This window comes from Ottowia sp. (genome assembly GCF_046348305.1).
Classification (GTDB): domain Bacteria; phylum Pseudomonadota; class Gammaproteobacteria; order Burkholderiales; family Burkholderiaceae_C; genus Ottowia.
The window spans coordinates 39,340-61,884 of record NZ_JAXMEM010000011.1 but is presented as its reverse complement, the minus strand read 5'-3'; the positions used below and the strand labels follow the sequence as shown (position 1 = coordinate 61,884).

Sequence of the window (22,545 nt, the reverse complement as noted above, 5' to 3'; positions counted from 1 at the left end):
GCTCGCCGATCCAAATCTGTTGAGCCTCGCCATGATCGTCTGTGTCTGCAACCGCATTTCCGACCGCGAAATCACCCGCCATGCCCACGCGGGCATGAGCTTTGATGACATCCAGCTCGAACTGGGCGTGGCCACCTGCTGCGGCTCGTGCGAGAGCTGCGCCCGTGATCTGGTGACGCAGTGCAACAGTGCGCAACCCGTGGCGGCGCTCAACACCGCACTGGCCACCGACGGCAGCGCCTGGGCGCGCGCTTGATCGAAGTCAAGGCAAGCCATGCACATCGAGGTCATCATGAGCACGCTGGGCGCCCTGGTGCTGGTGGTGGGCGCCTTGGCCTGGGTCTTGCACCGCTGATCTGATTGTTGCCGACCCGCCCGGCCGCGCCCCATCGGCGCCGCCGGATACGAACCTGCCCACCCGCACCGTGACCGCCGCCCCCGTCCAACCCATGCCCCCCATCGGTCGCAACGCCATCATCGTCGCGACCGTGGTGGCGCTGCACGGCGCGGCGCTGTGGGCCTTGCAGGCCGGACTGCTGCAGCGCCCGACCGAGCTGCTGGTGCCGGCGCAGCTGCTGGCCGAAATGGTGGCCCCCCCGCCGCCGCCCGCCGCGCCGCCCCAACCTGCGCCGGTGCCCGTGCCATCCCCACCGGCGCCGCCCCCGCCGAAGCCGGTGGTGCAAAAGCCCGTGCTCGCGCCCAAGCCGCGGCCCACGCCGCAGCCGGCGCCCCAACCCCTGGCGGTGCCACAGGCCGCGCCCACGGCACCCGTCGTGGCGGCGGCGCCCGTCCCCGTGGCGGAGCCCGCACCCGCGCCGGCCCCCGCCGCGCCGCCGGCCCCGCCCGCCCCACCGGCGCCCATCGTCGTGGTGCAGCCCTCCTCCAGCGCGGCCTACCTGAACAACCCGCCGCCCGCCTATCCCGCCATGAGCCGGCGCCTGGGCGAGTCGGGCCGGGTGGTGGTGCGCGTGCTGATCGGCCCCGACGGCCGCGCGCAAGAGGCGCGCATTCAAAAGTCCAGCGGCTACGAGCGGCTGGACCAGGTGGCGCTGGAAACCGCGCGCGACCGCTGGCGCTACGTGCCCGGCACGCGCGGCGGCGTGCCCGAGGCCATGTGGTTCAACGTCCCCATCAATTTCGTCCTGGAGTAGCTCTCAATGAACAATGAATTCGGCCTGTCCCACGTCTGGACTCAGGGCGACATGGTCAGCCGCGCCGTGTTCGCGGCGCTGATCCTGATGTCGCTGGCCTCCTGGGTGGTCATCCTCATCAAGGCGCTCGACGTGGTGCGCGCCAAGCGCCAGGCGGCGCGGGTGGATGGCTTTTGGCACTCCAGCGACATGGCCGAGGGCCTGTCCAAGCTGGGCCTGGACGAGGCCAGCCCGTTTCGCCAGCTGGCGCTGGAGGGGCGCGAGGCCGCCGCCCACCACCGCGCCACGCAGGCGCAGCTGCACGACTCGCTGGACGTGAGCGACTGGATCTCGCGCGCGCTGCAAAGCAGCATCGACAACACCACCGCCAAGCTGCAACAGGGCCTGGCGATCCTCGCGTCCGTGGGCTCCACCGCGCCCTTCGTCGGCCTGTTCGGCACCGTGTGGGGCATCTACCACGCGCTGATGCGCATCAGCGGCGCGGGCCAGGCCAGCATCGACCAGGTGGCCGGCCCCATCGGCGAGGCGCTGATCATGACCGCGCTGGGCCTGGCCGTGGCCATTCCGGCGGTGCTGGGCTACAACGCGCTGGTGCGCGGCAACAAGCACATCCTGGTCAAGCTGGGGCGCTTTGCGCACGACCTGCACGCCTACTACGTCACCGGCGCGCGCGTCACCGTCGGCGCGATCGACCCCAAAGTGGTCACCATGAAGAAGGGCTGAAGCCATGGCCGGGTTCATCGCCGACGAGCACGACGACGTGATGAGCGAGATCAACATGGTCCCGTTCATCGACGTGATGCTGGTGCTGCTGATCATCTTCATCATCACCGTGCCGGTGATGAAGCACGCCGTCAACGTGGAGCTGCCGCGCGCCAGCAACGAAAAGGAAGTGGTACAGCCGCAAACCCTGCGCCTGTCGGTCAAGGCCGACGGCAGCTACTGGCTGGACGACAAGCCCCTGAGCGACGAGCAACTGGCCGCGCGCCTGCAGGCGGCCGGACAAGAAAGCCCCCAGCCCGATCTGCACATCCGCGGCGACCGCGACGTGCGCTACGAACGCGTGGCCCAGGCCATGGCCGCCGCGCAACAGGCCGGCCTGAAGAAAATCGGCTTCATCACCGAGCCGGTGCACCCTTGAGGAGGCGCGCGTGATCACCCCCCCGGCCGCCCCCCCGCCCGCACCGCCGCCGGCCGTCGTGCGCCGGGCCGACGCGACCGCGCCCCTGCCCAGCGAGGCGCTGCTGCAAGGGCGCAAGACCATCGAGATCAGCCACAACGGCGCGGTGTACCGCCTGCAGGCCACGCGCCAGGGCAAGCTGATCCTGACGAAGTGAGAACCGCCGTACCTGTTTCATCGTGGGAGACGCCGCTGGGCGTCGTTTGATCGAGTCAGCCAGGCACCTGCCCAGCCAGCTCGCTTTTTTCCTGCGATTTGAGCCAAAATAGCTTGAATCGATTGTCCATCAAGCGCAAGCAGCTATTATTTTTATAGTTTGCCAAACACCCGGGGATCAATAGGTCTCCAGGTGCAGGCGCCCTTCCTTCTTCAGGCGCTCGCTCACGTCATCCCATTTCAGGCCCGCGCCTTGCGCCACGTCGCGCAGCGCCTGCATCACGCCGTCTTCCATGGCCTTGAGGCCGCACACGTAGAAAAAGCAATTGCCGTCCTGCAGCAGCGGCGCCAGGTCGGCGGCGCGCTCGCGCAGGCGATCCTGCACATAGGTCTTGGGCTGGCCAGGCGTGCGGCTGAAGGCGAAGTGGATGTCGATGAAGTCGCGCGGCAGGCTCTGCAGCGGGCCGAAGTACGGCAGCTCTTCCTTGGTGCGCGCGCCGAAGAACAGCAGCAGCTTGCCGCCCTCGAACTTGCCGCTCTTGCGCAGGCGCCGACGCCACTCGGTCATGGCGCGCATGGGCGCGCTGCCGGTGCCGGTGCAGATCATGACGATGTGGCTCCTGGGGTGGTTGGGCATCAAAAAGGTGGAGCCGAAGGGCCCGATCACCTCGACCTTGTCACCCACCTTCAGGTCGCACATGAAATTGCTGGCCACGCCGCGCACCGGGTTGCCGTCGTAGTCCTCCAGCACGCGCTTGATGGTGAGCGAGACGTTGTTGTAGCCCGGCCGCTCGCCGTTGCGCGCGCTGGCCACCGAGTACTGGCGCGCAAAGTGCGGCTGGCCGCGCGCGTCCAGGCCGGGCGCGATGACGCCGATGGACTGGCCCTCCAGCACCGGAAAGGGCATGGCGCCGAAGTCCAGGATGACGTGGTGCGTGTCGTAGTCCTTGCCGACATCGGTGACGCGCACGTTGCCCGTGCAGGTGGCGCTCACCGTCTTTTGCGCCGCCCGCGCGCCGTACAGGTTGACGTAGGCGTGCGCGGCCGACCAGGGGGGCGTGCGGGCCGTGTAGCCGCCCGCGGCGGCCGGGCTTGCGGACGCGGCGGCCTCGACCGGCTCCACCGCCAGCGCAGCCTTGGCCTGGGCCAGGGTCTGCGGCGCCTCGGCGGCGGCGCCGTCATCGCCCGGAGCATCGACGCCGAACTCGGCCAGCTGCGCCGGCGTCAGCTCCTCGGGCAGATCGAACCAGCCGAACTGTTCATCGAGCGCATAGGCGCGTGCCTTGGGCACCAGGCGCCAGTTGTCGATGGCCCCCGTGGGGCAGCCGGGAATGCAGGCCAGGCACTGCTCGCAAATCGACGGATCGACGACGTAGTTGCTGGCGTCGTGCGAGATGGCCTGGATGGGACACGCGGCCTCGCAGGCGCCGCAGCGGATGCAGATGGCCGGGTCGATCAGGTGCTGCTTGAGCAGCGTGGTGTCGGTTCGGGTGTCCATGATTCTTCCAAGGCCCATCGATTCAAGTACCGGACGCAATACCGGACGCAGAGGACGCAAAAAAGAAGATCAAAAATGTCTTTGAATTCTTTTGCGTCCTTTGCGTAATTTTTGCGTCTTCTGCGTCCGGCTGTTTGGTTGCTTAGTGGGGCCCTTGCGGCCCGTCAGTTAAATCGAACGTACTCGAAGTCCACCGGCTGGCGATTGATGCCCATCACCGGCGGGGCGATCCAGCCGGCGAACTTGCCGGGCTCGACCACGCGACCCATCAGGCTGGTGACGTAGGCGCGGTCTTCGGCGGTGGGCAGCCAATCCCTGGCCTTGGCGTTCCACTCGGCCTCGCTCACCACCTGGCCGTCGGGGCTGACGCGCACGCCGGCCAGCGCGCCGATGCGGCGGTTGAAGGCCTTGTGGGGCGTTTGCAGGCGAAACGGGATGCCGGCCTTCTCGATCACGCGGTTCCAGCGCGTCACGCCACCCACCGAATCCTTGATGTAGTCGTCGCGCAGCACCTCGTTGAGGGCGTTGAGCATGGGCACGTCCTTTTCCTGCAGCTTGCCGTCCACCACGTTGAGCACCTTGTAGTGCTGGCCCTTGAGGACGTGGTCGTCCTGGCGCTTGCCTTCTTCGTAGCGGCCCTTCAGGCCCGTGCTGTAGAAGGTGGCGGCGTTGCTGGACTCGTCGGCGCCAAACAGGTCGATCGTGACGCTGAAGTGGAAGTTCAGATAGCGCTGCAGCGTGGGCAGATCGATCACGCCGGCGTTGCGCAGCTTCTGCACGTCGTCGGTCTTGAGCTGGTTCATCACGTCCACCGTGCGCTGAATCACGCGGCTGACGCCCGACTCGCCGACGAACATGTGGTGCGCCTCCTCGGTCAGCATGAACTTGGTGGTGCGCGCCAGCGGATCGAAACTGCTTTCGGCCAGCGCACACAGCTGGAACTTGCCGTCGCGGTCGGTGAAGTAGGTGAACATGAAGAAGGACAGCCAGTCGGGCGTCTTCTCGTTGAAGGCCTGCAGGATGCGCGGGTTGTCCTCCTGGCCACTGCGGCGCTCCAGCAGCGCTTCGCCCTCCTCGCGGCCGTCGCGGCCGAAGTACTTGTGCAGCAGGTAGACCATGGCCCACAGGTGGCGGCCTTCCTCGACGTTGACCTGGAACAGGTTGCGCAGGTCGTACATGCTGGGCGCCGTCAGGCCCAGGTGGCGCTGCTGCTCGACGCTGGCGGGCTCGGTGTCGCCCTGGGTGACGATGATACGGCGCAGGTTGGCGCGGTGCTCGCCCGGCACGTCCTGCCAGGCGGCTTCGCCCAGGTGGTCGCCGAAGTGAATCTTGCGGTCTTGTTCCGCGGGGTTCAGGAAGATGCCCCAGCGGTAGTCGGGCATCTTGACGTAGTCGAAGTGCGCCCAGCCCTGCGGATCGACGCTGGTGGCCGTGCGCAGGTAGACGTCAAAGCCGTGCGAGCCGTCGGGGCCCATGTCCTGCCACCACTTCAGGTAGTCGGGCTGCCAGCTCTCCAGCGCGCGCTGCAGCGTGCGGTCCTCGGACAGGTTGACGTTGTTGGGGATCTTCTGGCTGTAATCGATGCTGCTCATGAGAGGCTCCTGGATGAATCGATTGACGAAATGAAAACTATGAAATGAATAGCTGCTTGCACTTGATGCATGCCGGCTACAGGCACTTTTTGCTTGAAACCGGCATCATCGGACGTTCAGACACGGTTCCAGTCGAACTGGGCCTTGTCGCCCTTGCCGTAGACCTTGAGCGCACCGTGCTCGCCCACGGCGTTGGGACGCTGGAAGATCCAGTTCTGCCATGCCGTCAGGCGGCCGAAGATGCGGGTCAGCATGGTCTCTTTCTGGGCAAAGCGCAAGTTGGCCTCCAGGCCGGTCAAGGCGTCGGGGCTCATGGCGGCGCGCTCTTCCAGCGCGATGCGCACCTCGTCGTCCCAGTCGATGTCGTCGGGCGCGGCGGTGATCAGGCCCAGTTGATCGGCGGCTTCGCCGTCCAGCGCCTGGCCGATGGCCGCGCGGGCGGCGGCCAGGGGCGCGTCCTCTTCATAGAAGCGGCGTGCCAGGCGCGACTGGTCGTTGACCATGGGGTAGGTGCCGAAATTGCATTCGCCCAGTGTCAGGCGCGGCGCCCTGGCCGGTTCATCGGGCAGCGCCAGCATGTAGGCGCGGTCGGCGCAGAAGGCCAGCTCGGCCAGGGTGCCGGCAAAGCACGAGCCCGGCTCGATCAGCGCAAACAGGCTGCGCGAGGACACATCCAGGCGCGCCAGCGTGCGGCGCAGCATGCCCAGGGTCTCACGCACGAACCAATGGTCCTTGTTGGCCAGCATCAGCGTGTCGTTGGCCAGCACGGCCGCTGCGTCGCCCTCGGTCAAGAGCCGCCAGGTGCCAATGTCCAGCTCGTTGGTGCGCAGGTGCAGGATGGCGTCGTCCAGCTCGCGCGCCATGGCCAGCGGCCACCAGGCGGCGCCGGCGGCCTCGATGCCGGCCACGTCGGTGGGTTGGGCGCCCGTCGGCGCCTTGACGGTCAGCGTGGCGACGCGCCGGGCGCGGTCGATGGCCACGCCGACGTGGCGGTAGGCCAGGGCATCGGCGGATTCGCTGCGCTCCACTTTCGGGAGCTGCACGCCCTTGCCGGATGCCGGCCGGTCACTGGACGCAGCCCACTTGGCGGCACGCTCGGCGACGAAGCCCGCGAACTGCGCCGGCTTGACGATGGCGTCCACCAGGCGCCAGTCCACCGCCTTCTGCCCGCGCACGCCTTCGCTGGTGGTGCAGAAGATGTCGGCCCGGTCATGGCGCACGTGGCGCTTGTCGGTCACGCGCGTCAGGCCGCCGGTGCCGGGCAGCACGCCCAGCAGCGGCACTTCGGGCAGGCTGACGCTGCTGGAGCGGTCGTCCACCAGCACGATGTCGTCGCAGGCCAGCGCCAGCTCGTAGCCGCCGCCGGCGCAGGCGCCGTTGAGCGCGGCGATGAACTTCAGGCCGCTGTGCCGGCTGCTGTCCTCGATGCCGTTGCGCGTTTCGTTGGTGAACTTGCAGAAGTTGACCTTCCAGGCGTGGCTGGAGAGGCCCAGCATGAAGATGTTGGCGCCCGAGCAGAACACGCGGTCCTTGCCGCTGGTGACGATGACGCTGCGCACCTCTGGGTGCTCGAAGCGGATGCGCTGCAGCGCGTCGTGCAGCTCGATGTCCACGCCCAGGTCGTAGCTGTTGAGCTTGAGCTTGTAGCCGGGGCGGATGCCCGCGTCCTCGTCGATGTCGATCGCCAGCGTGGCGACGGCGCCGTCAAAGGACAGCTTGACGTGGTGATAGTGGCTGGGGTCGGTGCGGTAGTCGACCTTGGGGTTGGGCAAGGGGGCGTTCACGGCGAGGGCTCCTGGATAAAGTGGGACTGCGGCCTGAGAGCGTGTTGACGTTCCCAGAAGCCCGGGTTTGGCTGACCGATCCTCGCCCGAGCAATGCATGCATCATATTGCATGTTTTGGTTCGTGTCAATGCAATTTAATGCATATTTCAAACCCGTTGGCCAATGGCCTCGCGCGCCAGCCGGCGCAGGCGCGCAAATACCTCATCCTCGCTGCCCTGGCTGGTGTCCAAGCGCAAATCCGCCTTGGCATAGAAGGCCGCGCGCCCGGCCAGGATGCGCTTGAGGTCTTCCATCGCCTCGCCGCTGGCGGCCATGGGGCGCAAGTCGCCCTGCGCGCGCACCCGCGCCATGTGGTCCAGCGGGTCGGCCTGCAGCCAGATCGTCAGGCAGTGCTCCAGCAGCAGGTTGAAGTTGGCCGCGTCGGACACCAGCCCGCCGGGCGTGGCGATCACCACCTCGGGGTAGATCTGCAGCGCCTCCTCCAGCGCGCGGCGCTCGTAGCGGCGGTAGGCGTGCGTGCCATACAGGTTGTGGATCTCGTGGATGCCGCAGCCGGCGAACTGCTCGATCTCGCGGCTCAGCTCGATGAAGGCGTAGCCCAGATCATCGGCCAGGCGGCGGCCCAGGGTGGACTTGCCGGCGCCGCGCAGGCCGATCAGGGCGATGCGCGTGCCGCGTGCGCGCCGCGCCGCGCCGGGGTCCTGAAACAGCTCGCCCAGCGCCTGCCGGGCCTGGCGCAAGTCCGCCTCGCTGCGACCGGCCAGCAGCTCGCGGATCAGCAGCCACTCGGGCGAGGAGGTGGTGACGTCGCCCAGCAGCTCGCTCAGCTCGCACTGCAAGGCCCGCGCCACCTGCAGCAGCACCAGGATCGAGGCATTGCCCATGCCGTATTCCAGGTTGGCCAGGTGGCGCTCGGACACATCGGCCGCCAGCGCCACCGCCTTGCGCGTCATGCCGCGGCGCGCACGCAACTCGCGCACGCGCTCGCCCAGGGCCAGCAGGAAGGGGTGGCGGGTCTCGGGCTCTGGCGCGGAGGCAACCGCGAGGCCGGTCGTCGTGGTGTTCATGCGAGATTCCCGGAGCAGATTTGCAGCAGGTCGATTCTTGACATGCATTTTATTGCATGTAAGATGAGTGGAACAATAATTCATTGTGCACCGCGGGCCGACGGACAGCAGCCCGCCTGGAGACCTTGTGATGACCGCCCCCGCCGTCGCCGCGCCGCCCGAGCGCTTCAATTTCGCCGCCCATCTGCTGGCCGCCAACGCCCGGCGCCCCGACAAAATCGCCTTTGCCGACGACACGGGCACCCTCGGCTACGGCCAGCTGGACGAACGCGTGCGCGGCCTGGCCGCCGGCCTGCTGGGCCTGCTGCTGCGCCGCGAGGAGCGCGTGCTGCTGCTGATGCACGACGGCCTGGACTGGCCGGTGGCTTTTTTGGGCAGCCTGTACGCCGGCCTGGTGCCGGTGGCCGTCAACACCTTGCTCACGGCCGACGACTACGCCTACATGCTGGAGCACTCGCGCGCCCAAGCGGTGCTGGTGTCGGGCGCGCTGCTGCCCACGCTCACGGCGGCCATGGTCAAGAGCGACCACGAGGTGCAGCGCGTGATCGTGTCGCACCCGCTGGCGCCGCTGCAGCCGGGGCAGATCGATTTTTCCGCCTTTGTCGCCGCGCACGCGCCGCTGGACAAGCCCGCCGCCACCCAGGCCGACGACCCGGCGTTCTGGCTGTATTCCAGCGGCTCCACCGGCCGCCCCAAGGGCACGGTGCATTCGCACGCCAACCCCTACTGGACCTGCGAGCTGTATGGCAAAGGTGTGCTGGACCTGCAGGAAAGCGACGTCTGCTTTTCGGCCGCCAAGCTGTTCTTTGCCTACGGCCTGGGCAATGCCCTCACCTTCCCGATGAGCGTGGGCGCCACCACCCTGCTGATGGCCGAGCGCGCCACACCCGCGGCCACCTTCAAGCGCCTGACCGGCGGCGTGGCCGGCCTCAAGCCCACGGTGTTCTACGGCGCCCCCACGGGCTTTGCCGGCATGCTGGCCGACGCCGCCCTGCCCGCGCGCGCGCAGGTGGCGCTGCGCCGGGTGTCATCGGCCGGCGAGGCGTTGCCGGCGGAGCTGGGCGAGCGCTTTTTGGCGCACTTCGGCGTGGACATCATCGACGGCATCGGCTCCACCGAGATGCTGCACATCTTCCTGTCCAACCGGCCGGGCCAGGTGCGCTACGGCAGCACGGGCTGGCCGGTGCCGGGCTACACGGTCGAGCTGCGCGACGACCACGGCCAGAGCGTGCCCGACGGCGAGCCGGGCGACCTGTACATCCAGGGCCCCAGCGCCGCCATGATGTACTGGGGCAACCGCGCCAAGACGCGCGAGACCTTCCAGGGCGGCTGGACCAAGAGCGGCGACAAGTACGTGCGCAATGCCGATGGAAGCTACACCTACGGCGGGCGCAGCGACGACATGCTGAAGGTGAGCGGCGTGTACGTCAGCCCCTTCGAGGTCGAGGCCACGCTGGTGCAGCACCCGGCGGTGCTGGAGGCCGCCGTGATCGGCATCGCCGACGCCGACGGCCTGACCAAGACCAAGGCCTTCGTCACGCTCAAGCCCGGCGCCAGCGCCACCGAGGACGAGCTGAAGGCCTTCGTCAAGACCCGGCTGGCGCCCTACAAGTACCCGCGCCAGATCGAATTCGTCAGCGAACTGCCCAAGACCGCCACCGGCAAGATCCAGCGCTTTCGCCTGCGCGAGCGCGAGCAGGCGCGGCCCGCCGAAAGCTGAGCCGCTCGCAAGTCAGGAGCGCTTGCGCACGCCGTGCCATGGGTCTTCCTGATTGGCCGGCGCCAAGCCCGCCAGATCGGTCAGGCTCATGACGCCCGAGGGCGCCCCGGCCACGCGCCCGCGCGGCGAACCCTCGAAGCCCGAGGGCGTGAAGCCCGACGGCGCAAAGCCCGAGGGCTCGTAGCCCGAGCGGGCGAAGCCTGACGTGGCATAGCCGCTGGCGCCAAACCCCGTGGGCGCGGGCCGGGCGGCGGCCAGCACGCGCTCGCGCAGCACCTCGGGCTGCGGCCAGCTCGACAGCCCCCCCTTGAAGCGGATCAGGCGGATGCCCGCGGTGCGCAGCGCGTGGTTTTTTTCGGCCAGGCGGCGTTGCGCCAGCGGGTCATCGCGCGTGCGCAGCAAGTCCACCTCGAAGGCGTACAGCGGCTTGCCCTCGTCGTCGCACAACAAAAAATCCACGCGCGCGTGATCCAGCCACTGGCGCGCCGCCGTGCGGTCGCGCCCGGCGCGCACCGTGAGAAAGCGCCCCAGCAGCGGGCGAAACAGCACCGCGCCTTCCGGAAAAGCCTGGTGCAGATACCGCAGCAGCGCCACCTGCTCCTCGTTGATGGGCGCCATGGCGGCAAAGCGGGCCGACGCGCTCACGTGCTGGTCCGCTGCCGCACGCGGCTTGCGCCGCCACCACAGCCACGCCAGCGCCAGCAGCATGGCCGCCAGTGCTGCCATCACCACGGAGCCGTTCACGGTCACCGGGCCGGTCCAGTCCGCGAGGGATCTGAGGTCGAACGAGTTCGAGTTCATTTTGTAGGGCTCCCATCCGAAACTTCGACCCTACGACAAATCACGCATGCAAACAATTACACTTTTGCACTAAACCTGACGTTTACCCGGTCGTGCGCCCGCGCGACGACAGGTGTTTGCGGGATCCCGATGCGCCACTCGACGACCGGCGGCCCAGGCATCAGGTATCGCGCGAGAGGGTGATGGTCGGCAACTTGCCCGATTGATCGCGCGCGCGCCGCGCCAGCGTGGCCGCCATCTGGCGTGCCATGTGCCGGTAGGTGGCAGCCACGTCGCCGTCGGGCTCGGCCACCACCGTGGGCGTGCCCGCATCGGCCTGCTCGCGAATCGACAGCGCCAGCGGCAGCGCGCCCAGGTAGTCGATGCCCTTGTCGGCCGCGTAGCGCCTGCCGCCATCCGCGCCGAAGATGTGCTCGACATGGCCGCAGTTCGAGCACACGTGCACGGCCATGTTTTCGACCAGGCCCAGGATGGGCACGCCCACCTTCTCGAACATGGCCACGCCCTTGCGCGCATCGGCCAGCGCAATGTCCTGCGGGGTGGTGACGATCACGGCGCCCGACAGCGGCACGCGCTGGCTGAGGCTGAGCTGGATGTCACCCGTGCCCGGCGGCATGTCCACGATCAGATAGTCCAGCTCGCGCCAGTTGGTCTGGCGCAGCAGCTGGTCCAGCGCCTGCGTGGCCATGGGACCGCGCCACACCATGGCCTGGTCGGCGCTGACCAGAAAGCCGATGGAGATGACCTGCAGGCCGTGGCCCATCATCGGCTCCATGCTCTTGCCGTCACGGCTCTCGGGGCGGCCGTGCACGCCCAGCATGATGGGCTGGCTGGGGCCGTAGATGTCGGCGTCCAGCACGCCCACCTGCGCCCCTTCGGCGGCCAGCGCCAGCGCCAGGTTGGCGGCGGTGGTGCTCTTGCCCACGCCGCCCTTGCCCGAGGCCACGGCAATGATGTTCTTGATCTGCGGCAGCAGCGGCAGCCCGTGCTGCGCGGCATGCGCGCCAACCTTCGTCGCGATCTGGACCGACACGTTGCCCACGCCGGGCAGCGCCCGCAGCGCCGCCACCAGGGCCTGGCGCAGGGCCGGGTGCTGGCTTTGGGCCGGATAGCCCATCTCGAGGTCGAAGGACACGTCGGCGCCGCTGATCTGCACGTTCCCGATCTGCGCCAACTCCAGCAGGCCCTGGCCGGTGCCCGGGTCGATCACGGCCTGCACCGCCTGCTGCACGTCTTGTGGCTGAATACTCATGGATTGACCTTTTCTGAAAGCAGCTGATAGTCTATTTGCCCGCGCGCCCCGTTCGCCCGGGTGGGCGCGCCATGACCCCATGCAAACTGCGAATATGCACCCCGCCGCCCAACCAGGCACCGCCCTGCTGCTGACCGGTGGCGGCGCGCGCGCGGCCTACCAGGTCGGGGTGCTGCAGGGCATCGCTGCCCTGCGCCGGCGCAGCCATCCCGGCCAGCACGGCCTGCCCTTCGACATCGTCATCGGTACCTCGGCCGGCGCCATCAACGCCATGGCACTGGCTTGCGCGGCAGACCGTTTTCACCACGGCGTGGCGCAACTGGCGCGGGTGTGGGGCCACATGGCCTCGCGGCAGGTCTACCGGGTGGACGCGCGCGACGCGATGCGCGGCGGCCTGCACTGGCTGGGCCTGTTCGTTGCGGGCTGGTGGTCGGGCCGGCAGGGGCGCTCGCTGCAGCCGCGCTCGCTGCTGGACAATGCGCCGCTGCGCGCGCTGCTGCAAGATCAACTGCCGCTGCAGCGCCTGCCCGGCCTGCTGGCGGCCGGCCACCTGCGCGCCGTGGCGCTCACCAGCTCGTGCTACAGCAGTGACGAGCACATCACCTTCTACGATGCCGCCGAGCCCCAGCAGGACTGGAGCCGCGTGCGCCGGCGCGCGCTGCGCACGGCCATCACGGTGGACCACGTGATGGCCTCGGCCGCCATTCCCTTCCTGTTTCCGGCCGCGCGCGTGGAAGTCGAGGGGCGCGCGGGCTATTACGGCGACGGCTCGATGCGCCAGCTGATGCCCATTGCGCCGGCCATCCACCTGGGCGCGCAGCGCGTGCTGGCCATCGGCGTGGGCGGCGCGCGCGAGCCCGAGGGCAACGGCGCAACGAGCGACCCCGGCTACCCCTCACTGGCGCAGGTCGCCAGCCACGCGCTGTCCAGCATCTTTCTGGACACCCTGGCCGGCGACGCCGAACACCTGGCGCGGCTGAACCACGTGCTGTCGCTGATCGAGCCCGAGCGCCGCGCCCAGACCGGGCTGCTGCCCATCGATCTGCTGCTCATCACGCCCTCGCGTCGGCTGGACGACCTGGCCATGCAACACCTGGACGAGCTGCCGCGCTCGGCACGCGCGCTGCTGGCCATGCTGGGCATGCACCGAGCCACGGGCGGCGCGCACGGCGCGGGCCTGGCCACCTACCTGCTGTTCGAGGCCGCCTTCACCCAGGAGCTGATGCGCCTGGGCCGCGCCGACGCCATGGCGCAAAGCCAGGCAATCTGCCGCTTCTTCGACTGGCCGAATCGGCGCCGCTGAGCCCCGCGTCACGCAACACCGGGCGCGGCAGGCCGCGCCCTAAAATGTCCGGTTTTGCCGCGCATTCTTTGCCCGCCGCCATGTCCGCACCCCGCCAGCTCTTCGTCACCACCGCCCTGCCGTACGCCAACGGCAAGTTCCACATCGGCCACATCATGGAGTACATCCAGGCCGACATCTGGGTGCGGTTCCAGCGCATGCAGGGGCACGCGGTCAACTTCGTCGGCGCCGACGACGCGCACGGCGCGCCGATCATGATCGCGGCCGAGAAGGCCGGCGTGACGCCCGAGCAGTTCGTGGCCGGCATCGCCGCCGGGCGCAAGCAGTATCTGGACGGCTTTCTGATCGGCTTCGACAACTGGCACAGCACGCACAGCCCCGAGAACACCGCCATCTCGCAGGCCATCTACCGCGACCTGAAAGCCGCCGGCCTGATCGAGACGCGCACCATCGAGCAGTTCTACGACCCGCAAAAGGGCATGTTCCTGCCCGACCGCTTCATCAAGGGCGAGTGTCCCAACTGCCACGCCAAGGACCAGTACGGCGACAACTGCGAGGTGTGCGGCGCCGTCTATGCACCCACCGAGCTGATCGAGCCGTATTCGGCGCTGACCGGCGCGCGGCCCGAGCTGAAAACAAGCGAGCACTTCTTCTTCAAGCTGTCGGACGCGCGCTGCATCGCCTTCTTGCGCGAGTGGCTCACGCGCGTGCAGCCCGAGGTGGCCAACAAGGTGCGTGAATGGATCGTGCCCGGCGACGATGGCACGGTGAAGATGGGCGACTGGGACATCTCGCGCGACGCGCCCTACTTCGGCATCGAGATTCCCGACGCGCCGGGCAAGTACTTTTACGTCTGGCTCGACGCGCCGGTGGGATATTTGGCCAGCCTGAAGAACCTTTTGGCCAGGCGCGGCGAGGACTACGACGCCTACATGGCCCGCCCCGAGCTGGAGCAGTACCACTTCATCGGCAAGGACATCATCACCTTCCACACCCTGTTCTGGCCGGCCATGCTCAAGTTCAGCGGCCGCAAGGTGCCCGACAACGTGTTCGTGCACGGCTTTCTCACCGTGAACAACGGCGAGAAGATGAGCAAGAGCCGCGGCACCGGGCTGGACCCGCTCAAGTACCTCGAACTCGGCATGAACCCCGAGTGGCTGCGCTACTACCTGGCGGCCAAGCTGTCGGGGCGCAACGAAGACATCGACTTCAATGCCGACGACTTCATGGCGCGCGTCAACGCCGACCTGGTGGGCAAGTACATCAACATCGCCAGCCGCGCCGCCGGCTTCATCAGCAAGCGCTTTGGCGGCCGGCTGGGCGCCATCTCGGCCGACGGCGCCGCGCTGCTGCACGCGCTGCAAGGCGCGTGCGGCTCCATCACCGAGCTGTACGAGCAGCGCGACTACGGCAAGGCCGTGCGCGAGGTGATGGCGCTGTGCGATCGCGTGAACGCCTACGTGGACGCCAACAAGCCCTGGGAGCTGGCCAAGCAGCCCGAGCAGACCGAACGACTGCACGACGTGTGCAGCACCTGCATCGAGGCCTTTCGCGTCCTCACCGTTTATCTCAAGCCCATCCTGCCCAAGCTGGCGGCCGAGGTGGCGCGGTTTCTGATGGAGCCGCCCGAGCGCTTTGCCGACGTCGCGCAACCCCTGGGCGCCGGCTGGCAGATCGGCGAATACAAGCACCTGATGCAGCGCGTGGACGTCAAGCAGCTTGATGCATTGTTTGAGCCGCCAACGCCCGCCCAGCAAGCGCAAGCAGCTATCGAATCAGAAGCATCCACCGCATTGCCCGGCGGCGAGGCCATGGCCCCCGCCATCACCATCGACGACTTTGCCAAGGTCGATTTGCGCATTGCCTGCATCGTGGACTGCGCCGCGGTCGAAGGATCAAGCAAGTTGCTGCGCCTGACGCTGGACGCGGGCGAGGGCCGCACGCGCAACGTTTTTTCAGGCATTGCCAGTGCGTACAAGCCTGATGACCTGAAAGGCAAGCTGACCGTGCTGGTCGCCAACCTGGCGCCGCGCAAGATGAAGTTCGGCGTGAGCGAAGGCATGGTGCTGGCCGCCAGCCACGCCGACGAAAAGGCGCAGCCCGGCATCTTCGTGCTGGAGCCCTGGCCCGGCGCGCAGCCCGGCATGCGGGTGCGCTGACAGGCCGGCGCTGGCGGGCGACGGGGCCAGGGGCCATGCCACAATCGTCAGCCATGTTCCTGACCCTGCCGACCCTGCTGACGTGGACGCGCATCGTCGCCATCCCGTTCATCGCCGGCGTTTTTTACCTGCCACTGGCGCCCGAGACACGCAACACGGCGGCCACGGTGATGTTCATCGTGTTTGCGTGGACCGACTGGCTCGATGGCTACCTGGCGCGCAAGCTCAACCAGACCTCGGCCTTCGGCGCCTTCCTGGACCCGGTGGCCGACAAGTTTCTGGTCTGCGCCTGCCTGCTGGTGCTGGTGCACCTGCAACGGGTGGACGTGTTCGTGGCGCTGATCATCATCGGGCGCGAGATCGCCATCTCGGCCCTGCGCGAGTGGATGGCCAAGATCGGCGCCAGCAAGAGCGTGGCCGTGCACATGCTGGGCAAGGTCAAGACCGCGGTGCAGATGGTGGCCATCCCCTTTCTGCTGTACGACGCCCGCGTGCTCGGCATCGACACCCGCCTGTGGGGCCATTGGCTGATCTGGCTGGCCGCCGTGCTCACCGTCTGGTCGATGGTGTACTACCTGCAAAAGGCCTTGCCCGAAATCCGCGCCCGGGTGAAATGACATCCCCCCCGGAGTCGCCTGCGGCGCCACGTGCCCGACGCCAGAGGCGTCGGCCCTTCGGCCCGTCCTGGCCTGCGCAGGCAGGCCTGGAGCCGCGGGCCTCAGCCCCCCAGGGGGACACCGCCAGTGCCCGGGGAGACCCCGGCCACGGCGGTCGTTGGCGTGGCCTGCTCTGCGGCCTTTCGCCCGAGCGCATGGCAGACCACGGAGCGCCCGCATGAGCGGCACCGACGCCGTCAACAACCGCGCCCTGCTGCGCTGGATGCCCGCGGTGTTCGTGCTCATCTGGGCCACCGGCTTCATCGTGGCGCGCTACGGCATGCCGTATGCGCCGCCCTTCACCTTCCTGCTGCTGCGCTACCTGTGCTCGATCGCGTGCTTCGCGGCATGGATCGCCGTCGCGCGCGTGCGCTGGCCGCAAAGCCGCGAGCAGTGGCTGCACCTGGCCGTCACCGGGATGCTGATGCACGGCGGCTACCTGGGCGGGGTGTGGGCCGCCGTCAAGGCCGGCATGGGCTCGGGGCTGTCGGCGCTGATCGTGGGCATCCAGCCGGTGCTCACCGCCATCTGGCTGTCGGCGTTCGGCAGCGCCGCGCACCGCGTCAGCGCCCGCCAGTGGCTGGGCCTGGGCCTGGGCTTTGCCGGCCTGGTGCTGGTGGTGTGGCGCAAGCTGACCGAAGGCAGCCCCGGCGACATGGTCACCGCCGTCAACCTGGCCTGGGCCGTGGGCGCGCTGCTGTGCATCACCGCCGGCACGCTCTACCAAAAGCGCTGGGTCGCGCCCTGTGACGTGCGCAGTGCCAACACCGTGCAGTTGATCGCCGCCGCCCTGGTGACCGCGCCGCTGGCCTGGCTGGAGCCCGAGGCCATGCAGTGGAACGCACAATCGCTGGGCGCCTTGGCGTGGTCGGTGCTCGGCCTGACGCTGGGCGGCAGTTCGCTCTTGTACCTGCTCATCCAGCGCGGTGCCGCCGCCTCGGTGGCCAGCCTGATGTACCTGGTGCCGCCCACCACGGCCGTGATGGCCTGGCTGCTGTTTGGCGAGCCGATCACCGTGACCACCGTTGCCGGCATCGCCCTCACCGCGCTGGGCGTGGCTTTGGTGGTGCGCAGTGCGACGCGGTCGGCAAATCCGTGACAAATTCGTTGCGCGAGGTCAAGTTGTCGGCGAGATGTTGCGTGACCGCAGCAACGGGGAAATCCGCACCAATTGGCGCGCCGATTGGGTCTAGAATCCAACGCTCGCTGAGCTTGCCTGGGCCTTCGCCGTTTTTCGGCGCCCTCCATGGAGCGATGCGCGAGTCAGGCGAACGAAGGGGAGGGCCGGAAAGATTGGCACGACAACCTCGACGTCGCCATTTTCCGGATTCCTGACACACTTGAATGAGGGGCACTTTCGTGAACAAGACCGAGTTGATCGAACACATTGCCAAGAACGCCGACATTTCCAAGGCCGCTGCCACGCGCGCGCTCGAGGCGACCATTGGCGCCGTCAAGACCACCCTGCGCAAGGGCGGCACGGTTTCGCTGGTGGGTTTCGGCACCTTTGCCGTCGGCAAGCGCGCCGCGCGCACCGGCCGCAATCCCCGCACCGGCGCAACGATTAAAATCAAGTCCGCCAAGGTACCCAAGTTCCGTCCCGGCAAGGCGCTGAAAGACGCGCTGAACTGACACAAACATCGGTTCGGATGGGGTGCTTAGCTCAGTTGGTAGAGCGGCGCCCTTACAAGGCGTAGGTCGGCGGTTCGACCCCGTCAGCACCCACCAATTGATGTCAAGGCGAACCCCGGTTCGCCTTTTTTCTTGCCCCAGCCCGTATCACCCTCCGAGAGTCTGTCCGCATGTTCGACGCCATCCGCAAGCACAACAAGATCATCATGTGGGTGCTGTTCCTGCTGGTCTTTCCCTCGTTCGTGTTCTTCGGCATCGAAGGCTACAGCCGCTTCAACGAGGGCGCCAACAAGGTGGCCGAGGTGGATGGCCACGCCATCACGCAAACCGAATGGGACAACGCGCATCGCGTGGAGGTCGATCGCGCGCGCAGCGCCAACCCGCAGCTCGACCTGAACCTGCTGGATTCGCCCGCGATGAAATACGCCTCGCTCGAGCGCCTGGTGCGCGACCGCGTGCTGGCCGCCGCCGCCCAAGGCGAGCACCTGGGCGTGAGCGACGCCGCACTGGCCGCCGCGCTGGAGCAAGATCCCGCCATCGCCGCCCTGCGCGGCCCCGACGGCCGGCTGGACATGGACGCCTACAAGCGCCTGCTGGCGGCCCAGGGCCTGACGCCCGAGGGCTTCGAGGCGCGCCTGCGCAACGACCTGTCGATGCAGCAGGTGCTGGGCGGCGTGGCGGGCTCCGAGCTCGTCAGCCCGGCCAACGTGGACGTGGCCATGAACGCGTACCTCGAGCAGCGCCAGGTGCGCGTGCTGCAACTGGCGCCCAAGGACTTTGCCGCCAAGGTCAACCCCAGCGATGCCGATCTGGAGGCCTTCTACAAGGCCAACGAGGCGCTCTACCAGGTGCCCGAGTCGGTCAACATCGAATACGTGGTGCTCGATCTGGACAGCATCAAGAAAAGCGTCAGCGTGAGCGAGCAGGATCTGCGCACCTACTACGACCAGAACGCCGCCACCCTGGGCACGCCCGAGGAGCGCCGCGCCAGCCACATCCTGATTGCCGCGCCCAAGGATGCGCCCGCCGCCGAGCGTGAAAAGGCCAAAGCCACGGCCGAGAAACTGCTGGCCGAAGTGCGCGCCGATCCCAGGCAGTTTGCCGAGATCGCCAAGAAAAATTCCAGTGACGACGTCAGCGCGCCCAGCGGGGGCGACCTGGGCTGGTTCCAGCAGCAAAAGGGCACCGACCCGGCGATCGCGCAAGCCACCTTCAAGCTGGCCAAGGTCGGCGACGTGAGCGCGCTGGTGCAAAGCGACTTCGGCTATCACATCATCGAGCTGACCGGCATCAAGCCGGCGCAGGTCCCCAGCTTCGAGCAGTTGCGTCCCAAGCTGGAAGACCAGTTGCGCACCCAGCAGGCGCAAAAGCAGTTTGCCGACATGGCCGACAGCTTCACCAACGGCGTGTACGAGCAGTCCGACAGCCTCAAGCCCGTGGCCGACAAGCTCAAGCTCGTCATTCACACTGCCGACAACGTCATGCGCACCCCGGCGCAAGGCGCCACCGGCGCACTGGCCAACGCCAAATTCCTCGGCGCCCTGTTCAGCGCCGATGCCCTGAACAACAAGCGCAATACCGAGGCGGTCGAGGTCGGCCCCAACCAGCTCGCCTCCGGCCGCGTGCTGGCACACACCGCCGCCCACGCCAAGCCCCTGGCCGAGGTCAAGGCCGCCGTGCGCGAGGCCTTCATCGCGCAGCGCAGCGCGCAGGCGGCGTTGCAGGACGGCCAGGCCAAACTCAAGGCCTGGCAGGCCAACCCGGCCGCCGCCACCGGCCTGCCGGCCGCCATCACGCTCTCGCGCCTGGACCCCAAGGGGCAGTCTCCGCTGCTGGTGGACGCCGCGCTGCGTGCCGACCCGGCCAAACTGCCGGTGTTCGTCGGTGTGGATCTGGGGGCCGCCGGCTACGCCATCGCCCAGGTCGACAAAGTGCTGCCGCCCGCCACGCAAACGCCCGAACAGGCCGAGCAAAGCCGCGCCCGCTACGACCAGCTGTGGGCGCTGGCCGAAGTGCGCAGCTACTACGACCTGCTCAAGGCGCGCTACAAGGCCCGGATCCTGGTGCCGGCCCCGCCGCAAGACGCCGTGCCCGCCGCGCGCTCATAGGCTGGGCGTCGCACCCTCGCAAAAAAGCCGCCCACGGGCGGCTTTTTTGTGGCCGGCGTGGCGGGCGTTCACATGTGCTCGATCATCACTTGCCCAAAGCCTGAGCAGCTGACCTGGGTGGCGCCCTCCATCAGCCGCGCGAAGTCGTAGGTCACCTTCTTGCTCTGGATCGCCGCTTCCATGGCCGCGATGATGGTGTCGGCCGCCTCGGTCCAGCCCATGTGGCGCAGCATCATCTCGGCGCTCAGGATCTCGCTGCCGGGGTTGACGTAGTCCTTGCCGGCGTACTTGGGCGCCGTGCCGTGCGTGGCCTCGAAGCAGGCCACCGAATCGCTCAGGTTGGCACCCGGCGCAATGCCGATGCCGCCCACCTGCGCGGCCAGCGCGTCGCTGATGTAGTCGCCGTTCAGGTTGAGGGTGGCGATCACGCTGTACTCCGCCGGACGCAGCAGGATCTGCTGCAGGAAGGCGTCGGCAATCGCATCCTTGACGATGACGGGTTTGCCGGTCTTGGGGCTGTTGAACTGGCACCACGGCCCGCCGTCGATCGGCTGCGCGCCAAATTCACGCTGCGCCAGCGCGTAGCCCCAGTCGCGAAAGCCGCCTTCGGTGTACTTCATGATGTTGCCCTTGTGCACCAGGGTCACGTTGGGCTTGTCGTTGTCGATGGCGTACTGGATGGCCTTGCGCACCAGGCGCTCGGTGCCCTCGATCGACACCGGCTTGATGCCGATGCCCGAAGTCTGCGGAAAGCGGATCTTGGTGACGCCCATCTCCTCGGTCAGGAAGCGGATCAGCTTTTGCGCATTGGCGCTCCTGGCCTCCCACTCGACGCCGGCGTAGATGTCCTCGCTGTTCTCGCGGAAGATCACCATGTTGACCTTCTCGGGCTCTTTCACCGGGCTGGGCACGCCCTTGAAATACTGCACCGGCCGCAGGCACACGTACAAATCCAGCTCCTGGCGCAGCGCCACGTTGAGCGAGCGGATGCCGCCGCCGACCGGCGTGGTGAGCGGGCCCTTGATCGACACCACGTACTCCTTCAGCGCCGCCAGCGTCTCCTCGGGCAGCCACACGTCGGGCCCGTACACGCGGGTGGATTTTTCGCCGGCGTAGACCTCCATCCAGTGGATCTTTCGCCTGCCGCCATAGGCCTTCTCGACGGCGGCATCGACCACCTTGATCATCACCGGCGTGATGTCCAGGCCGGTGCCGTCGCCCTCGATGAAGGGGATGATCGGATCGTCGGGCACGTTCAGCGAAAAATCGGCGTTGACGGTGATCTTGTGTCCCTGGGCAGGCAGCTGGATGTGTTGGAAAGCGGTCATGCGCGGTTCTCTCCGTTGGAGTGGGCAAGCAATGGACAGGCGGCAGGCAGCGGCCGAGCCGAGTCCCGCAAATGGAAATTCTACTGACACGTTCCGGTCGCCGAGTCCGTCAACGCCCTTGACGCTGGCGCCGTTATGGGTGAGCGGCACGGTGGTTCGCGCGCTGCATTCCGTTCATCGAACCTTGTCCCCGAAATGCCCATCATGAAGAAAGTTCTCACCGCACTGACCGCCGCCCTGATCGCCGGCGGTGTCTGGGCCCAAACCCCTGCGACACCGGCGCCTGCCGCCCCGGCTGCGCCCGCGCCCGCCGCTGCTGCCGCTGCGGCCCCGGCACCCGCCGCCGCCGCGCCGAAGGCCAAGACCCACAAGGCCAGCGCCAAAAAACACGCCAAGCATGCCCAGCACGCGAAGCACGCCAAGAAAAGCGCCAAGCCGGCTGCCTGACGGCGATGCCGCGCCGGGGCCACGCGGCCCCGATCGCCGAAAGCCTGCAAAATGAAGCTCGTTTTGCAGGCTTTTTCCCGCCTGCCGCATCATGATCCACGCCATGCCCCAATCGCGCGCCCGTCACCTGCCCCTGCTTCTGGCCAGCCTGTCCTGCGCCAGTGCCCTGGCCCAACCCAGTCCGCAACTGGACCTGCCGCGCACCCAGCTGACGGCCGGCATGTTCCGCATCGACGTGCAACTGGCCACCACGCCCGAGCAGCGCCAGATCGGCCTGATGAGCCGGCGCGAGATGCCGCAGACCGAAGGCATGCTGTTCGTCTTCGAGCAGCCGGCCGAGCAGTGCTTCTGGATGAAGAACACGCTGATCCCGCTCACCGCGGCCTTCGTGGCCGACGACGGCACGATCGTCAACCTGGCCGACATGAAACCGCTGGACGAGACCAGCCACTGCTCGGCCAGGCCGGTGCGCTACGTGCTGGAGATGAACCAGGGCTGGTTCGCGGCCAAGCACCTGAAGGCCGGCAACAAGCTGGGCGGCGAGATCTTCAAGCGCCCGTGAGCCACGGGCCCGGCCCTGTCCGGCGGGGCCGCAAGGTCCGGTTCATTGCTATCTTTTGAATAGCTGCTTGCGCAGGCACATGGCCGGATTCAGGCCAGAACCCTTCAAAACCACCCGTTGCGGCCGCAAGACACCCCACCGCATCCG

21 protein-coding genes and 1 tRNA gene are annotated in these 22,545 nt (G+C 67.9%); 15 read left to right on the top strand and 7 right to left on the bottom strand.

Features of this window, described 5'->3' with window-relative positions; all coding sequences use genetic code 11:
• The first annotated feature begins 31 nt into the window (after positions 1-31).
• The 5 genes from U1F38_RS14075 (at position 32) to hemP (ending at position 2,488) form a co-directional block, all read left to right on the top strand.
• On the top strand, positions 32-256 hold the full coding sequence (locus U1F38_RS14075; protein ID WP_409987697.1) for a bacterioferritin-associated ferredoxin: 225 nt from the start codon (positions 32-34) through the stop codon (positions 254-256).
• 193 nt (positions 257-449) lie between these two features.
• Positions 450-1,151 (top strand): energy transducer TonB, encoded by a 702-nt coding sequence (locus U1F38_RS14070; RefSeq protein WP_409987787.1) that lies wholly within the window; start codon positions 450-452, stop codon positions 1,149-1,151.
• Positions 1,152-1,157: 6 nt separating this feature from the next.
• Positions 1,158-1,874, top strand: coding sequence for a MotA/TolQ/ExbB proton channel family protein (locus U1F38_RS14065; protein WP_409987696.1), 717 nt, complete (start codon positions 1,158-1,160; stop codon positions 1,872-1,874).
• Positions 1,875-1,878: 4 nt separating this feature from the next.
• The gene (locus U1F38_RS14060) at positions 1,879-2,292 is read left to right on the top strand and encodes an ExbD/TolR family protein (protein ID WP_409987695.1); all 414 of its coding nucleotides are present in this window, start codon (positions 1,879-1,881) and stop codon (positions 2,290-2,292) included.
• A 10-nt stretch (positions 2,293-2,302) separates the two neighbouring features.
• Positions 2,303-2,488 carry a hemin uptake protein HemP gene (gene hemP, locus U1F38_RS14055; RefSeq protein WP_409987694.1) on the top strand — a complete coding sequence of 62 codons (186 nt, stop codon included), beginning with the start codon at positions 2,303-2,305 and terminating at the stop codon, positions 2,486-2,488.
• Between the two features lie 177 nt (positions 2,489-2,665).
• Here the strand turns inward: hemP and boxA are convergent, their stop codons facing one another.
• The 4 genes from boxA to U1F38_RS14035 form a co-directional block, all read right to left on the bottom strand.
• A complete protein-coding gene (gene boxA / locus U1F38_RS14050; RefSeq protein ID WP_409987693.1) occupies positions 2,666-3,985 on the bottom strand; it encodes a benzoyl-CoA 2,3-epoxidase subunit BoxA in 1,320 nt (439 codons plus the stop codon).
• 164 nt (positions 3,986-4,149) lie between these two features.
• Positions 4,150-5,577: a benzoyl-CoA 2,3-epoxidase subunit BoxB gene (boxB, locus tag U1F38_RS14045; protein ID WP_409987692.1), complete on the bottom strand. Its 1,428-nt coding sequence runs from the start codon at positions 5,575-5,577 to the stop codon at positions 4,150-4,152.
• Between the two features lie 116 nt (positions 5,578-5,693).
• Positions 5,694-7,460: a 2,3-epoxybenzoyl-CoA dihydrolase gene (boxC, locus tag U1F38_RS14040; RefSeq protein WP_409987691.1), complete on the bottom strand. Its 1,767-nt coding sequence runs from the start codon at positions 7,458-7,460 to the stop codon at positions 5,694-5,696.
• Between the two features lie 49 nt (positions 7,461-7,509).
• Positions 7,510-8,430, bottom strand: a complete 921-nt coding sequence (locus tag U1F38_RS14035; protein WP_409987690.1) for a helix-turn-helix transcriptional regulator — start codon at positions 8,428-8,430, stop codon at positions 7,510-7,512.
• Positions 8,431-8,560: 130 nt separating this feature from the next.
• Here U1F38_RS14035 and U1F38_RS14030 point away from each other — a divergent pair, with 130 nt between their 5' ends.
• Complete coding sequence (locus U1F38_RS14030) at positions 8,561-10,150, top strand: benzoate-CoA ligase family protein (RefSeq protein WP_409987689.1); 1,590 nt, start codon at positions 8,561-8,563, stop codon at positions 10,148-10,150.
• A gap of 12 nt (positions 10,151-10,162) precedes the next feature.
• Here U1F38_RS14030 and U1F38_RS14025 read toward each other — a convergent pair whose 3' ends face one another.
• Together U1F38_RS14025 and apbC are read right to left on the bottom strand one after the other, a co-directional pair.
• Positions 10,163-10,951, bottom strand: a complete 789-nt coding sequence (locus tag U1F38_RS14025) for a DUF2726 domain-containing protein (RefSeq protein WP_409987688.1) — start codon at positions 10,949-10,951, stop codon at positions 10,163-10,165.
• A 160-nt stretch (positions 10,952-11,111) separates the two neighbouring features.
• The gene (gene apbC, locus U1F38_RS14020; protein WP_409987687.1) at positions 11,112-12,203 is read right to left on the bottom strand and encodes an iron-sulfur cluster carrier protein ApbC; all 1,092 of its coding nucleotides are present in this window, start codon (positions 12,201-12,203) and stop codon (positions 11,112-11,114) included.
• A gap of 79 nt (positions 12,204-12,282) precedes the next feature.
• On the opposite strand from apbC, the gene U1F38_RS14015 reads away from it, so the two are divergent.
• From U1F38_RS14015 to U1F38_RS13985, 7 genes are all read left to right on the top strand, one after another.
• Positions 12,283-13,506 carry a patatin-like phospholipase family protein gene (locus tag U1F38_RS14015; protein ID WP_409987686.1) on the top strand — a complete coding sequence of 408 codons (1,224 nt, stop codon included), beginning with the start codon at positions 12,283-12,285 and terminating at the stop codon, positions 13,504-13,506.
• Between the two features lie 80 nt (positions 13,507-13,586).
• Positions 13,587-15,665 carry a methionine--tRNA ligase gene (gene metG / locus U1F38_RS14010; protein ID WP_409987685.1) on the top strand — a complete coding sequence of 693 codons (2,079 nt, stop codon included), beginning with the start codon at positions 13,587-13,589 and terminating at the stop codon, positions 15,663-15,665.
• Positions 15,666-15,718: 53 nt separating this feature from the next.
• Entirely contained in the window at positions 15,719-16,282 is a 564-nt protein-coding gene (gene pgsA / locus U1F38_RS14005; protein WP_409987684.1) for a CDP-diacylglycerol--glycerol-3-phosphate 3-phosphatidyltransferase, read from the top strand.
• A 217-nt stretch (positions 16,283-16,499) separates the two neighbouring features.
• A complete protein-coding gene (locus U1F38_RS14000) occupies positions 16,500-17,420 on the top strand; it encodes a DMT family transporter (protein ID WP_409987683.1) in 921 nt (306 codons plus the stop codon).
• A 260-nt stretch (positions 17,421-17,680) separates the two neighbouring features.
• Positions 17,681-17,953, top strand: coding sequence for an HU family DNA-binding protein (locus tag U1F38_RS13995; protein WP_377482894.1), 273 nt, complete (start codon positions 17,681-17,683; stop codon positions 17,951-17,953).
• A gap of 20 nt (positions 17,954-17,973) precedes the next feature.
• Positions 17,974-18,049, top strand: a tRNA-Val gene (locus tag U1F38_RS13990).
• A 74-nt stretch (positions 18,050-18,123) separates the two neighbouring features.
• Complete coding sequence (locus U1F38_RS13985) at positions 18,124-20,061, top strand: SurA N-terminal domain-containing protein (protein WP_409987682.1); 1,938 nt, start codon at positions 18,124-18,126, stop codon at positions 20,059-20,061.
• Positions 20,062-20,129: 68 nt separating this feature from the next.
• Here U1F38_RS13985 and icd read toward each other — a convergent pair whose 3' ends face one another.
• A complete protein-coding gene (icd, locus tag U1F38_RS13980; RefSeq protein WP_409987681.1) occupies positions 20,130-21,389 on the bottom strand; it encodes an NADP-dependent isocitrate dehydrogenase in 1,260 nt (419 codons plus the stop codon).
• Positions 21,390-21,593: 204 nt separating this feature from the next.
• Between icd and U1F38_RS13975 the strand changes: the two genes are divergently transcribed.
• Both U1F38_RS13975 and U1F38_RS13970 read left to right on the top strand, forming a co-directional pair.
• Positions 21,594-21,836: a hypothetical protein gene (locus U1F38_RS13975; protein WP_409987680.1), complete on the top strand. Its 243-nt coding sequence runs from the start codon at positions 21,594-21,596 to the stop codon at positions 21,834-21,836.
• Positions 21,837-21,939: 103 nt separating this feature from the next.
• The gene (locus tag U1F38_RS13970; protein ID WP_409987679.1) at positions 21,940-22,398 is read left to right on the top strand and encodes a DUF192 domain-containing protein; all 459 of its coding nucleotides are present in this window, start codon (positions 21,940-21,942) and stop codon (positions 22,396-22,398) included.
• Positions 22,399-22,545 lie beyond the last annotated feature (147 nt).

Excerpts from the sequence above, each read along its gene's own strand:
- icd (WP_409987681.1), bottom strand. The coding sequence starts at position 21,389 with ATGACCGCTTTCCAACACATCCAGCTGCCTGCCCAGGGACACAAGATC.
- metG (WP_409987685.1), top strand. The coding sequence starts at position 13,587 with ATGTCCGCACCCCGCCAGCTCTTCGTCACCACCGCCCTGCCGTACGCC.
- U1F38_RS14065 (WP_409987696.1), top strand. The coding sequence starts at position 1,158 with ATGAACAATGAATTCGGCCTGTCCCACGTCTGGACTCAGGGCGACATG.
- U1F38_RS14035 (WP_409987690.1), bottom strand. The coding sequence starts at position 8,430 with ATGAACACCACGACGACCGGCCTCGCGGTTGCCTCCGCGCCAGAGCCC.
- U1F38_RS13975 (WP_409987680.1), top strand. The coding sequence starts at position 21,594 with ATGAAGAAAGTTCTCACCGCACTGACCGCCGCCCTGATCGCCGGCGGT.
- boxB (WP_409987692.1), bottom strand. The coding sequence starts at position 5,577 with ATGAGCAGCATCGATTACAGCCAGAAGATCCCCAACAACGTCAACCTG.
- U1F38_RS14000 (WP_409987683.1), top strand. The coding sequence starts at position 16,500 with ATGAGCGGCACCGACGCCGTCAACAACCGCGCCCTGCTGCGCTGGATG.
- U1F38_RS14030 (WP_409987689.1), top strand. The coding sequence starts at position 8,561 with ATGACCGCCCCCGCCGTCGCCGCGCCGCCCGAGCGCTTCAATTTCGCC.
- boxA (WP_409987693.1), bottom strand. The coding sequence starts at position 3,985 with ATGGACACCCGAACCGACACCACGCTGCTCAAGCAGCACCTGATCGAC.
- boxC (WP_409987691.1), bottom strand. The coding sequence starts at position 7,460 with ATGCATTGCTCGGGCGAGGATCGGTCAGCCAAACCCGGGCTTCTGGGA.
- U1F38_RS14060 (WP_409987695.1), top strand. The coding sequence starts at position 1,879 with ATGGCCGGGTTCATCGCCGACGAGCACGACGACGTGATGAGCGAGATC.
- U1F38_RS14015 (WP_409987686.1), top strand. The coding sequence starts at position 12,283 with ATGCAAACTGCGAATATGCACCCCGCCGCCCAACCAGGCACCGCCCTG.
- U1F38_RS13970 (WP_409987679.1), top strand. The coding sequence starts at position 21,940 with ATGCCCCAATCGCGCGCCCGTCACCTGCCCCTGCTTCTGGCCAGCCTG.
- U1F38_RS13985 (WP_409987682.1), top strand. The coding sequence starts at position 18,124 with ATGTTCGACGCCATCCGCAAGCACAACAAGATCATCATGTGGGTGCTG.
- U1F38_RS14070 (WP_409987787.1), top strand. The coding sequence starts at position 450 with ATGCCCCCCATCGGTCGCAACGCCATCATCGTCGCGACCGTGGTGGCG.
- pgsA (WP_409987684.1), top strand. The coding sequence starts at position 15,719 with ATGTTCCTGACCCTGCCGACCCTGCTGACGTGGACGCGCATCGTCGCC.
- U1F38_RS14075 (WP_409987697.1), top strand. The coding sequence starts at position 32 with ATGATCGTCTGTGTCTGCAACCGCATTTCCGACCGCGAAATCACCCGC.
- U1F38_RS14025 (WP_409987688.1), bottom strand. The coding sequence starts at position 10,951 with ATGAACTCGAACTCGTTCGACCTCAGATCCCTCGCGGACTGGACCGGC.
- apbC (WP_409987687.1), bottom strand. The coding sequence starts at position 12,203 with ATGAGTATTCAGCCACAAGACGTGCAGCAGGCGGTGCAGGCCGTGATC.